At 58.4% G+C, this 12,027-nt stretch carries 11 protein-coding genes and 1 pseudogene; 10 read left to right on the forward strand and 2 right to left on the reverse strand.

Translation table 11 applies throughout. The features are described from left to right. Window positions 1–441 precede the first annotated feature (441 nt). The 6 genes from D3D02_RS14225 (at window position 442) to D3D02_RS14250 (ending at window position 6,047) form a co-directional block, all read left to right on the forward strand. Window positions 442–1,362: a transcription initiation factor IIB family protein gene (locus tag D3D02_RS14225; protein ID WP_121570660.1), complete on the forward strand. Its 921-nt coding sequence runs from the start codon at window positions 442–444 to the stop codon at window positions 1,360–1,362. A 257-nt stretch (window positions 1,363–1,619) separates the two neighbouring features. Continuing rightward, on the forward strand, window positions 1,620–2,147 hold the full coding sequence (locus tag D3D02_RS14230) for a winged helix-turn-helix domain-containing protein (RefSeq protein ID WP_121570661.1): 528 nt from the start codon (window positions 1,620–1,622) through the stop codon (window positions 2,145–2,147). Further along, window positions 2,148–2,594, forward strand: coding sequence for a hypothetical protein (locus D3D02_RS14235; protein WP_121570662.1), 447 nt, complete (start codon window positions 2,148–2,150; stop codon window positions 2,592–2,594). A gap of 155 nt (window positions 2,595–2,749) precedes the next feature. Then, the gene (locus tag D3D02_RS14240) at window positions 2,750–4,006 is read left to right on the forward strand and encodes an RNA-guided endonuclease TnpB family protein (RefSeq protein WP_121570663.1); all 1,257 of its coding nucleotides are present in this window, start codon (window positions 2,750–2,752) and stop codon (window positions 4,004–4,006) included. 54 nt (window positions 4,007–4,060) lie between these two features. Next, on the forward strand, window positions 4,061–4,945 hold the full coding sequence (locus D3D02_RS14245) for a hypothetical protein (protein ID WP_121570664.1): 885 nt from the start codon (window positions 4,061–4,063) through the stop codon (window positions 4,943–4,945). Window positions 4,946–5,273: 328 nt separating this feature from the next. After that, entirely contained in the window at window positions 5,274–6,047 is a 774-nt protein-coding gene (locus D3D02_RS14250) for a GIDE domain-containing protein (protein ID WP_121570665.1), read from the forward strand. Between the two features lie 434 nt (window positions 6,048–6,481). On the opposite strand, the gene D3D02_RS14255 is transcribed toward D3D02_RS14250, so the two are convergent. Then, window positions 6,482–7,633, reverse strand: coding sequence for a CPBP family intramembrane glutamic endopeptidase (locus D3D02_RS14255; RefSeq protein WP_158599372.1), 1,152 nt, complete (start codon window positions 7,631–7,633; stop codon window positions 6,482–6,484). A gap of 403 nt (window positions 7,634–8,036) precedes the next feature. Here D3D02_RS14255 and D3D02_RS14260 point away from each other — a divergent pair, with 403 nt between their 5' ends. Together D3D02_RS14260 and D3D02_RS14265 are read left to right on the forward strand one after the other, a co-directional pair. Further along, window positions 8,037–8,822, forward strand: coding sequence for a CPBP family intramembrane glutamic endopeptidase (locus D3D02_RS14260; RefSeq protein ID WP_158599373.1), 786 nt, complete (start codon window positions 8,037–8,039; stop codon window positions 8,820–8,822). Between the two features lie 102 nt (window positions 8,823–8,924). Beyond that, entirely contained in the window at window positions 8,925–9,767 is an 843-nt protein-coding gene (locus D3D02_RS14265; protein WP_121570668.1) for a CPBP family intramembrane glutamic endopeptidase, read from the forward strand. Window positions 9,768–9,956: 189 nt separating this feature from the next. Here D3D02_RS14265 and D3D02_RS14270 read toward each other — a convergent pair. Beyond that, window positions 9,957–10,835, reverse strand: a pseudogene (locus D3D02_RS14270) (restriction endonuclease); the annotation flags it as partial. A gap of 345 nt (window positions 10,836–11,180) precedes the next feature. Here D3D02_RS14270 and D3D02_RS14280 point away from each other — a divergent pair. Both D3D02_RS14280 and D3D02_RS14285 read left to right on the forward strand, forming a co-directional pair. Next, window positions 11,181–11,459: a type II toxin-antitoxin system Phd/YefM family antitoxin gene (locus D3D02_RS14280; RefSeq protein WP_121570670.1), complete on the forward strand. Its 279-nt coding sequence runs from the start codon at window positions 11,181–11,183 to the stop codon at window positions 11,457–11,459. After that, on the forward strand, window positions 11,452–11,715 hold the full coding sequence (locus tag D3D02_RS14285; RefSeq protein WP_121570671.1) for a type II toxin-antitoxin system RelE/ParE family toxin: 264 nt from the start codon (window positions 11,452–11,454) through the stop codon (window positions 11,713–11,715). The genes D3D02_RS14280 and D3D02_RS14285 overlap by 8 nt, the downstream gene beginning before the upstream one ends. Window positions 11,716–12,027: the final 312 nt, after the last annotated feature.

Consider the following 12,027-nt stretch of genomic DNA (forward strand, 5'->3'; position numbering starts at 1 on the left):
GTGCTTCTGTTGCCTGTCCCTCCGTGGCGATTACCATAATAATCGCCTGCTGATAGATGACAATCGTTCGGTGTTCGTCGACATCGAGATACTCGACCGCTGCCGCCTCAAGTGCTGTACGGAGGTCCGTCGACGTCCTTCTTCGTAAACTTCGAGTCTTCAGGAACTTCGTCATACAACCGGGCAATCTGACAGCAAAGCTCCTCAAACCCGTCTTGAACCGATCCACCTATAGGCCTGATGGAGTCGAAATCTAAGGTGGAAGACATTACCATCACTTCCGTATTTAATCCCCAAATCAGTACCGGAAGATTCGATTATACAAGGAGGGGAGCGATCAAATACTCTTTTGGCGCATATGTCCCAATTCTGAGTGTTTATTTACCCCTCAATGGGTGAGGGGTTCGCCGTACTGGCGAGTTCCTGAATATGGTGAGAACGATGGCAACCAGAGACATCTACGAAACGGGCTTCGACGAGGACGTCCGAACGGAGTCGAACGCAAACCACTGTCCCGAGTGCGACGGACGGGTCACCACGAACGCGGTCGAAACGGTCTGCGAGGACTGTGGCCTGGTCATCGACGAGCAACGTATCGATCACGGGCCGGAGTGGCGGGCGTACGACGACGAGGAGTGCGAACGAACAGGTGCCCCACTCACTGCGGCTCGCCACGATCGCGGCCTGTCGACGGAGATCGGGCGCGGGAAAGATGCGAATGGAAACGAACTCTCTGGGCAAAAGCGCCAGCGACTGTCCCGAATGCGCCGGGAACAGAACCGTGGTCGGTTCCAGTCGAAAGCCGAGCGAAACCTCGCACACGGGCTGGGTGAAGTACGAAGAATCGCCAGCGCCCTCGAGCTTTCAGATTCGGTTCGGGATCAGGCGTGCCAGCCCTTCCGGAGTGCCCAGAACGAGGACCTGCTTCGAGGCCGATCAATCGAGGCGATTGCGGCAGCAAGCGTCCACGGGGCCTGTCGCTGTAACGGCCACACACGGTTACTCGACGACGTTGTCGACACAGCACGCATCGAACAATCGAGAGTCGCGAATGCGTACAAGACCCTGAATACAGAACTTGGGCTCCCGACTCAGCCGGTTCGCCCGAGTGAATACATCCCCCGTCTCGCGTCAGATCTTGGCATTTCAGACGCCATCCGGCGTCGAGCAGTGGCACTCTCGAAGCACCATCAAGAAACCACTATTTCAAACGGGTGTCGTCCGAGTGGTGTCGCGGCGGCCTGCATATACAAAGCTGCACAGGAACACGGAAGGTCACTCACACAGCAGAGAGTTGCGGATGCTGCAGGGATGTCGGCTGTAACAGTTCGTGCGAGGAGAGACGAACTCAACGCGGCGTGAGCCGACTTGCAACGGCATCAACTTCATACGCTGAGAGATGAGTTACTCAACTATGACGCTCACAGAGACGGTCGATTATCTCGCCGAGGAGTTAGATCTTGAGCGGAGTCAACACGTCCGACAGGTCGGAAAGGCAGTCGCAAGACTACGTGATTGAACAAGACTGGCCCTGCCCTCCCAGTAACCCAACACAGCACGCATTTGCATATATTTGAAGAATCCGAAGATATATTGAGAGCAGCCGCCTACAGATAGGTATGACCGAGTTCGATCCGGCCCCCACATCCGACGATACGCAACGCCGGTGGCAGACGGGGACAGACACGTTTGGTCGTGTCTACGACGTCGTCCTCGGCGTTACCTCTCCGACTGCCTACACCGAGATCGCTGAGCTTGCGGACTGCTCTCCGAATGCTGCCAAAAAGCACCTCGACCGCTTGGCAGAGATGGGCATCGCTCGAGCCGAGAGAGACAGCCGCCCGGCGACATACGAACGTAACGAGGGGTATCTCGAATGGCAGGACGCCAGTCGAATCGCGACCGGGCTCTCTATCGAAGCGATCATCGACCGCGTGGAGGCGCTTGAAGCCCAGCGAACGGAATACGAAGCGCAGTTCGAGACGACAGACCCAACGGCTGTCAACGTGTTTGATCACGATAGTCACGAAACCATTCACGAGCGGATGACCGCCATCAGCGAGTGGCAGGGCGTGATTCGAGATATCCGGCTGTACGAACTTGCTCGCCAGCTCTCCCAGAATGACGGGCATCTGATTCCGGCCTAAATGAGCCAGCCACCGGAGGATTCGGGCTCACACTCGACAGGGCCAGCGGATCGACAGACGCTGCGCCTGCTGGAGCGGCACCTCTCGTCGGATTCGCTCATCGCCGAGACTGCGTTCGACCCGGATTCATACGAACCTCGACTGCTTCGTGGACTGCTCGACGCTGGACGATATCCTGACACAGTAACAGCGGCCCGTCTCGACATCCGATGGTTCACGACTGACGATTTCTCGGTCCACTACGTCGAAGAGCACGAGGACGGGGAACGCTGGGAGTGTCGCTGGGACCGGCACCCGAACACGCACAACACCCGGTTGCACTTCCATAAGCCACCGTCTGCCACCGAAATTACCGACCTCGAACTCCCGTCGCTCCATCCACTCGAAGTATACTCCACCATCCTCACCGCGATGGAGCAACGCATAGAGACACTATGGTCGTCATAGTGATTTCGTAAAGAAGGGGAGCATAAGTTCAACTGAAGCGGTAGCGCAGAGGCTTTCCACAAGTAACAAGCGAAGCGAGTGAGTAGAGAAGCGAGAAGCGCGTTCGTGCGGTACAGACACCTGAATATAAGTAGCCATAAGATCACATTGAAGACGTGGTAGATGACTATGTGCGTCGGACGGCAATTACTCGTCTTGTGATTACGGACGAGCAACGCGACCTACTCGAAGAAACCATCTCCGAGTGGATGCGGGGTTGCCAACTCGCCACTGACATGGCGTGGGGAAAGTGCAACGCCAAAAGCGACGTCCAACCCCTCGCATACGACGACGTGCGCGAACACACCGACCTCGGTAGTCAGCACGCTATTCTCGCCATCCACCAAGCCGCCCAAGCCATCACCGGCTGCATCGAACGCCGCTCGAAAGGCAAGAAGATCAGCAAGCCGACTTTCACCGCACCCACGGTGAAGTACGACACCCGGACAATGACGCTGTTCGACGACGATACAGTGTCTCTCTCCACTACGGAGAGCCGAGTCCGGTGTCCACTTGCCCTTCCCGACGCCAACGATGGCTACCAACGGCAGTACCTCGACTCCGACAAATGGAGCGTCACGGAAAGCACACTCACCGCCCGTGATGGCGACTATTTTTTGCATATCGGCTTCCGCCGACCCAAGACCGACACCGAGCGGAATACCGCCGAGGACGGAACGGTTCTCGGGGTTGACCTCGGTATCCAAAACCTCGCCGTCACAAGCACCGCCTATTTCTTCAGCGGGCAGGAGTTAACCCACGACCTCCGTGAGTTCGAGAAGGTACGCGCAGGACTCCAACAGACAGGCACTCGAAGCGCTCACCGAACGCTCGAACAGTCGAGTGGTCGAGAACTTCGATACGTCCGTAACGTACTCCACCGAGTGTCGAACGCGATAGTGAACGAAGCACTTCGGTACAAGTGTGACGTGATAGCGTTCGAGGACTTAACCCATATCCGCGAGCGGACGGGTGCGTCGTGGGGTCACAAATGGGCGTTCCGAACATTGTACGAACAGGTAGAGTACAAAGCCGAAGCCGAAGGTATCGCGGTGAAGCAAGTCGGATCGGCGTACACGTCGAAGCGGTGCGCCGAGTGTGGATTCACGGCAGACGAGAATCGCCCGACTCGCAACGACTTCCGATGTATGAAGTGCGAGTCGGAAGCGAACGCGGACTACAATGCGGCGAAGAACATCGGGATGCGGTACGTCCGTCGAGGTCAACAGTCGTCTCGGCGGACGGGCAACAGTCAGCTTGCCCTAAAGTCTGGAACTGTGACGCCGAGCGGTGGATTCACCGCCCACCCGGAAGGGTTCGAAGCCGAGTTCATGGACAAGACCCACCCTCAACGAGCGAACCCGCCAGGGTGAGCGAAGTAGGGTAGGTAGTTGATATACCATAACGAGGGAAGCCATCCACAAGAGATGACGGACCACTACTCGGATTTTGAGGAACTACGACCACTTGGCGAATCGGCCCATGTTCCCGACGACGAGGTTTCTGGACGGGGGAACGCTGGGCAATCAGAGGGACAGCGAAGAGAGGGGCCGGATTCGTATCCAGATCGAACGAGATCGACACAGGGCGAATGTTCCTCGTGTGGTGCGTCGATTCCTGCGAGCCGTACCAAGTGTCGGTTCTGCCTCTCGAATCATCTGGATGGAACCAGTGGCGAGAGTCCCACCCCGGATACTGAGTGGACACTACTCCATGTCGTCCATCTGCTCGTCGAGGCGTCGACGTTCTACACCGCGGTCGCGAAGGGTGCTGCTGCGGCCACGCTCCTCACGAAGACCGATAGGGATCCAGCGGTCGACGACTGCCAGCTAATCTACGACCTCGATGCAGAGCCCGCCGCACAGCTGACCGACAAGTGGCCCTCGCTCCCCGAAGCAGTTCGAATCACCTCCGAAAGCGGTGAACAGCTTCTCGCAGCCGTTCGTGAGCGGACGGGACAGACAGAGTTGACGCAGTCGCAGCGTAAGGGGGCACACACAACGTTCCTCTACGAGGAGGGAGGGCACGGTGTTCGTGATGAAGATCGGCTTACAGAGTTGCTTGAGAGCGCCGAGGACGACGTCTGGCTGGTGCCGTCGATTGCACTTCAGCGTTCCGTCGACAACGACCAGTCCGAGAATCGCCAACCCAGTGTTCCCTCGAAAACACGGCTTGAATGTCGCAAGTGCGGTCGAATGACTGAACATCAGTTCCAGGAACTCGAGTCTCTCCCAGATGACGAGTGGTCGGGCCAGCCGATGTGGGAGTGTCAGGTGTGTCAGTCGCCTCGTCACGGACCAGATCCCGAGTAGGATACTCGGCTGAAGAAGGCCGTAACCAACCGAGGATGCCTACACGAAATTGCTCTGTTGGAGCTACCAAAGGTGTGGATTTCTGGAAAGTATCCTCGGCAGTATTTTTCGGCCCAAAACGCCGAGCAAAAGAGCGTCATTTTCGGGTGATCTGGGAGCCAATCTACCGAGAATTCCCGTGCTGTCAGCGGATTCAACAGAATAGAGTGTGTCTCACGGAGTACACTTGGAAGCGTTGTAGGGTGGGTACTGTATGAGTCGGAGGCTCCTGATCTACTTTCCGTGAGTCCCCAAGTTTTCAAGTATAGCTCATTGGTTATCGTTATTAATGGTCGACAGCTTCGTCATTTCACTCAGTAGTATCGTGTTCGTGGTGGTTGGGCTGATCACGTTGAACAAGGGCCGTACGGAGCGGGCCGAAAGCACCCGGATGGAGGAAACCGAGACGACTGCGATCCGCGACCTGGAACCAGGGCCGGTCGAGGTCAAGGGGACTGCACACGGGACCGACGACGCGACCCTCCGGCAATCGCCCATCGACGGGACGGAGGCGTTAGCCGTCCACGTCGAGGTCAAGGAATTGCACTCGGACGGCAACGGCCCGGGCAACTGGCAGACCATTTTCGAGGACCAGACGGCCGAGCCTATGTTCATCGACGATGGCACCGGCGAGGTACTGGTCAACCTCCCGGAAGACGGCGGGTTGAACCTCGAGCAGTCGGAATGGAAAGTCGAAGCCGGCGACGAACCGCCGGAAGAGATCCGAACGTACGTCGAGAACGAGCCCGCACTCGACCTCCCGGATGGCGTCGACATCGGCCCATTGAGCACCGGCGAGCGCCGTCGCTACCTCGAAGGCACACTCGAACCGGGCGAGGAGGTCTATCTCCTCGGAACCGCTAGGGAGACCGAGGCGGGTTGGGACAATCGCGATTACGTAATCGACGAGCCGACGTCCGACGGTGACTTCGTTCTCTCGGACAAGTCGGAGGCCGCGCTGATAGAGGAGGGACGGAGTAGTGGCCTCGTCCTCCTGGCCGCTGGCGCGCTTATGATAGTAATTGGACTGGCTTCACTCCTCTCGCCATTCCTACCAATATAGGAGTAGTTGGCACACCTGTTAGTTTTATTTAATTATATCCACCTTGTTGAATCCGGTGATGGCCTCGAGGTCACCGTTTGAGCGTATCGAGGTTTTCCACACTGGCTGTGGTTGAGAGCGATGGGGAATCAACTACTACCTGAGGTCCAGCCCAGCCATTGATCCGAATCAACGTGGTTCTACCCTTTCATCTGGGATTGAATGTATGGTTCGAGCTTTCTACGCAACCGTGGCAGTACTCGTCGTGCTGGCGGGGTATGGCGCGCTTGCAGGCTTGTGTATGGTTTCGTGACCGTGATCCCCGTCAATGTAACGCAATCACTGAATTAACCTACCTCGGCGGAGTGATTGACGACGATCTAGGGTGTGCTCCTCGGGACAGTGGGTCGGCGGAACGATGGAGTAGGGTGAACAGTATCGGGAGGTTGACCGCGTCATCCAAACACGAGGATCGCAAGCGTGGCGACACTCGTGAGGTTGACGACTGCGTGAACGACCGTGCTCGCAGTCGCTCCCCATCGATGCCGGACGAGACCGAGAGCAACAGCGAGCACTAGCACTGTCGGGAGCCGCGCGAGCGACGCGTCGAGCACTACGTGTTTGGCCGTGAATAGTACTGCCGTGACGGCGATGCCGACCGTCGGTCCCCACGACTCGACCAACGCCGTCTGGACGACGCCACGCCAAGCCAACTCCTCTGTTACCGGCGCGACTATCCCGTGGGCCAGTGCGAACAGCGCAAGCACCCACACCCCGGCTTCGAGGTCAGCAAGCAGAAACCCGAACGTTGTGACTGCTGCGTCCGTTCCAGCGACCGACGTGACGAGGAGGCCAACACCCTGCACGGCGAGGACCGTCAGTAGCCCCCCTGTCAATCCAATGCCCACGGTGTGGACGGTCGTTCGGTAGTCCCAGTCATCGCGGTCGATACCGACGCGACGACCGTACTGGACCGCGAACAGCGTGGCGACTGGGAAGCCGACGACCGTCGCGATGAGAGTCCCGGCAAACGTGTTGTTTAGGACGTACCCGGCGGTCGCTGCAAGTCCGAGCCCGAACAGGAGTTGGATCACCGTCCAGCCCCCGGCCACTACCAGACCCCCGCGAGCAAGCGGTGAGAGCTGTGACGGCGACAACCCCCGGGCGACTCGTGGTCGAGAGCCGACCCAGGCGGCCACGAGCGTAACACCGATCGCGACGGCGGCCCCCGGCAAGCCGAAGAGCAGCGGATACGATATCACTCGTCCCTCGACAAGAAACGCCGCTCCCCGGAGAAACAAGAACACGCCGACTAGCACGCCGGCGACGAGTGCCGGCGAGAGCCACTGCTTGCGGTACCGGACGCCGAGAGCTAACCCGACCAGGGTGGCGACGACCACGACGGCGGCAACCGTCCCGATATCGACGGCCCCACTCGGAAGGGAGTTCGCTGCGCTCGCGGCCACCACGATTGTGGCTACGACGCCAAGGACACCCGCAACGATCCCCACTCCAGCGAGGCGAACGCGACTGATAGAGCGGGACACTATGTCTCGCTCCGCCTGACTCTGCTGTGGTTCAGATGCTATGTCCCTTTCCGTCTTCACGGTCGAAGAGAGGCTCGACAGCCGAATAAATTCGGGAGCGGATTCCTGACGGTCGAGAATCGACTGAACGGGCTGTTCGGCGATTGTAACGGCGAGCGAACTGTTCGGAGAGAGGCGTGTCAAGCTATCCTCGTGCTGAACGACGATCGCGGTGATCGCTGGTGCCTACATATACTTGACCACGATGAGATTCTCAGTCACTCGTCGAAGCCGACTGTAAAACGTCTGTTCGAGGTCACACTCTCGGTTCCAGAGCCCGATGCGGAACGCAATCGTAGGCTAACAGCAATCGATTGCTGAAAATATTGATACTCTCACGAGGAGACTATTTACTATGGGAGAAGCGTCAGTAATGCGGGGATCGACGTCTACGTCGGAGGTCTCAATCAGACGACGAGCCAGTGTGTTCACAGTCGTTACACTGGCTTTCTCCTGGGCGCTGTGGACTCCGCTCGTCGTTGGCGCGATCTCTATGAACAGCGACCTAGCTGTTCTTTTGATATTATTCGGTGGGTTTGGACCGGCAGTCGGAGCGGCTCTCAGCGTCTCAATGTACGGTGGGTCGATCCGAGCGTGGCTGACAGACCTTCTCTCGGTCCCAAGGTCGGTCGTGTGGTTTGTCGTGGCCTTACTGATTCCTCCGACAGTTCTCACTCTTACAGCAGTCCTGCACGTTAGAATTGGTGAGGCAACCTTCGGGCTGGACCCGCGGATAGCGCTTGCTGGGTACCCGCTTTCGCTCGTATCGATCTCCCTCCTCGGTGGCGGGCAGGAAGAGTTCGGCTGGCGAGGCTACCTGCTGCCAGTGCTCCGGTCTCGGTGGGGGATGCTCACTTCGAGCCTCGGTGTCGGTTTGCTCTGGGCCGGCTGGCATATCCCCCTATTTCTCATCCCTGGAACAGACCAGAGTCATCTTCCGGCCGTGAGTTACGTTCTCCTCGTCCTCGCTATGTCGGTCATCCTCACGTGGATATTCGAAGGGAGCGGCGGCTCGCTGCCGCTGGCGATGTTGTTCCACGGTGGCCTCAATGCGTACGCGTACTATCCTGCTGGCGGCTTGTCCGCCGTTCGAACACCACTGGGATACAATCTGATAGTCGCCTCGTATCTCGCTCTCGCCGTCCTCGTGGCATTTGGTTCGTTTCGGCGATCAAAGTCCTCTGAAACGCAAACACAAATCCATGTTTGAAATATCACCCAGAAATCGGTCGGAGTACAGCCAGACAAACGAAAACCGCTGGTTCCACTGGGAGTCGCTTGAAAATCAGCGGCCGATCACTGGAGCAGGTCTATGAGTCGAGAGGCATCCACGTCACATTTCAGTCCCTTCGCGCAATTCGTCGTCCTGACGTTCGTGATTACGTGGACGGCTTGGGGAACAGTCATCGCAGTAAATCCAGAGCCACCACTCAGGCCAGTGTTGGCGCTACTGGGTGGCGTCGGTCCGCTTCTTGCCGCCGGTATCCTGAGTTGGCGGGACAGAATACTCAGGAAGTGGGCTTCACGTGCAGTCCGGTGGCGCGTCCCTGCCCGCTGGTGGATCGCTGCAGTCGTCCTTCCAGTTGTTCTCTCGCTCCTCGGTTGGGGCATCTACGTCGTGCTCGAAGACGTGTCGATTGGATTGACTCCCAGTCCGATTTATATCGTGTATCCGACCGTGTTCCTCCTCGTGTTCTTCCTGCAGGGTGGCTATGGTGAGGAGATGGGGTGGCGAGGCTATGCGCTCCCGCACCTTCTGGAACGATACAATGCCCTTGTTGCTGGGCTCTTTGTTGGCGTGGTGTGGGCCGTGTGGCACCTACCTCAGTTCTTCATCCAGGGATCAAGCCAAGGTGGATCGTTCCTCGTGTACCTTACCGGTGTAGTTGGGCTTTCGATAATTTTGACCTGGCTGTTCGTCAACGGCCATCGAAGTGTTCTCCTCGTCGTTGTGTTCCATGCCCAGTGGAACGTCTTCGACAGCGGTGCGCTCTTCGAGTTTGCGGCAGCGCCTGGCCTCGTTGCCCCTGCGACCTCGACAGCTCTCATCTGGGCATTCGCACTCGTCCTGATTGCAATCTGTGGGTCAGACCTCCAGTCTCCCGGAGAGATGGGAAACCGGCCATCGGGTTTGGACGAGGGAGCCAACAAATGAGCCGTCAGGGAGATCTCCCGAATCCTCAAAAAGCAGCCACTATGGATCGAATGGTTTCTCAAAACGCCAGAAACGATGGTGATGGCACCGGGACCCCGACGGAGTTGATCGTCCGGGATGGTACTACCCTCGTCTATCGCGTGTACGGCGACCGTGATGACGAACCCCTACTCCTCGTACACGGCCTCGGGTCGAATTATTGTCGCCGGTGTAGGTTACCGTCGTCGTGTGGTAGTCCTGGAGGCGGTCAACAGCCCATTCCTTGTACTCCGTTTGGGTCTGGCCGAACCGGCGCTCCTCGACGTCGTCGAATACCTCGGTAAACTGCCTAGTATCGAGGGGGATCGTCGCGTGGAAGTTCTCGGTGACCAACGTCGCGACATCGTTATCTGCCACGTTCGGATGGCCGCGTTCAGCGTGGACAACGAACTGTGTGCGGTCGTTGATGTGGTGGAGGACGCCCACCGATGTCTCGAAGACAGCGTTCGTGTCGGCGGTGATCGCAACCACCGGCCGAAACGTTACCTGCGAGTCCGGTTCGGGGAGATCCACAGCCTCGATGTTCTCAATGTCGCGGAACGCCTCCACGACGGGTGCGTCGACCGTGGCCGCGGAGTCGTGTGGCCGGAGCGTCTCGTCACAGAGGATCTCGATGCGGCCGTTGTAGAGATCCAGCCCGATCTCGTCGGCAATCTCCCGGAGGTCCTGCCGGTCCAGTAACTCGATAGGATAGGGATCGTCGTTCTGCTGGAGCTGTTCGGCGTACTCCTGGGCAGGGTTCGTGAACCGGCCGGTCGTGACGACCATCCCGCGTTTGGGACCGTCGAAGTCGAACGTCGCGATCGCCGAGTGCAACTTCTGGACGACCGGCCGCCCGACCGTCCCCGTGTGCTTGCACTCGACGATGATGGCACGGCGGGTGCCGTCGACGACCTCCTCCATCAGGACGTCTCGACCCTCGTCGCTCGTTTTGGCAGCCTGCCGAACGTTCTCGTAGCCGAGAGTGCGGAACACGTCCTCCATCAGGTCCTCGAACTCGAATCCGGAGAGGTCGTCCAGGACAGCCATCCTAAGGTAATTGGACAGTACGTTACAACTGTCACATATGTTGCCGAACGCAGCTCGCCCTGTTTGTTGAACCCCTGAGAGGGGTGCGCGGATCACCGAACCGCCCGCGAGCAACGAATGAACGGGAATGTAGTTGTAGCAAGTTCGGAATCGGTTCCAGTCGCATCGCCTGTACAGTCTCACCGAGATACAGTCGAGTACGTCGGCTTCCGCGTCGACGGCAAGCCGTCGTGCTGAACCTCTCGGAGCATCGGCGACTCTCCGGCGAGCGCAGTCTGGACCTTGTCAACGAGAGTCCGCAGACCCAACCGAAGCTACTTACGTGATACAAGCGTATCACAGCATATGAGCACTGACAGCGACGCCGGCGGCGACGGTGAAATGGAGAAAATCAACGTCCGGGTGCCACAGTCGCTGCTGGCACAGGTCGACGACGTCTGGGAGGAGCGTGGCTACGCGAACAAATCCGAGTTCATTCGCGACGCGCTTCGGGACGCCGTCAATCCCCCCACGCAACTGTCCGAGGAAGCGCTGGAGCATCTGGCCGAGAGCCGCAAGCAGCGGGAGCAGGGCGAGACGGTGTCGCAGGACGACGTGAAGGACCGTCTGGGTATCGATGACTGAGGTCGAGTGGACACCGAAAGCACTCGATTTGTTGGAGGGGCTCGAATCGGAAGCGCAAGAGCGGTTGGTGAAGAAACTCGACGAGGCGAAAGACTGGACCTCTCATCGTCTCGAAAAGCTCACTGGGTATCCATACTACAAGCTTCGTGCTGGTGACTACCGTGCGATCATCACGTGGGACCGGGATGAGGATGTCCTGACCGTCGAAGCAGTTGGGCATCGCCGGAATATCTACGACCGTCACCTCCCACCGTAACACACGCTGTCTACAGCCCTACTCGAGGTGGCGACAAACTCGGTCTGAAATTCAAGTGCGATTCCGGTCGATAGTGTTTATTGCCCCGAGAGGGGTGCGGGGGAATTCGCTTCCCGTCACCGAGCCTTGACATCCTCCTCCGCCTTGAGTGATCAGCAGAACTGTTGAACCCATTGATGGACGCTGGCCACGGCACGGAGATGCTGGGAGACTACGGTGAGATGTCGTGGTTCTCGTCGTTTGTCCCGGCTAGTTCAGAACTTATGCAGACCACTCCAGGCTGAGGAGGATGTCAACTGTAAATGTGTAGCA

Source organism: Halobellus sp. Atlit-38R (assembly GCF_003665925.1).
GTDB lineage: Archaea > Halobacteriota > Halobacteria > Halobacteriales > Haloferacaceae > Haloquadratum > Haloquadratum inordinatus.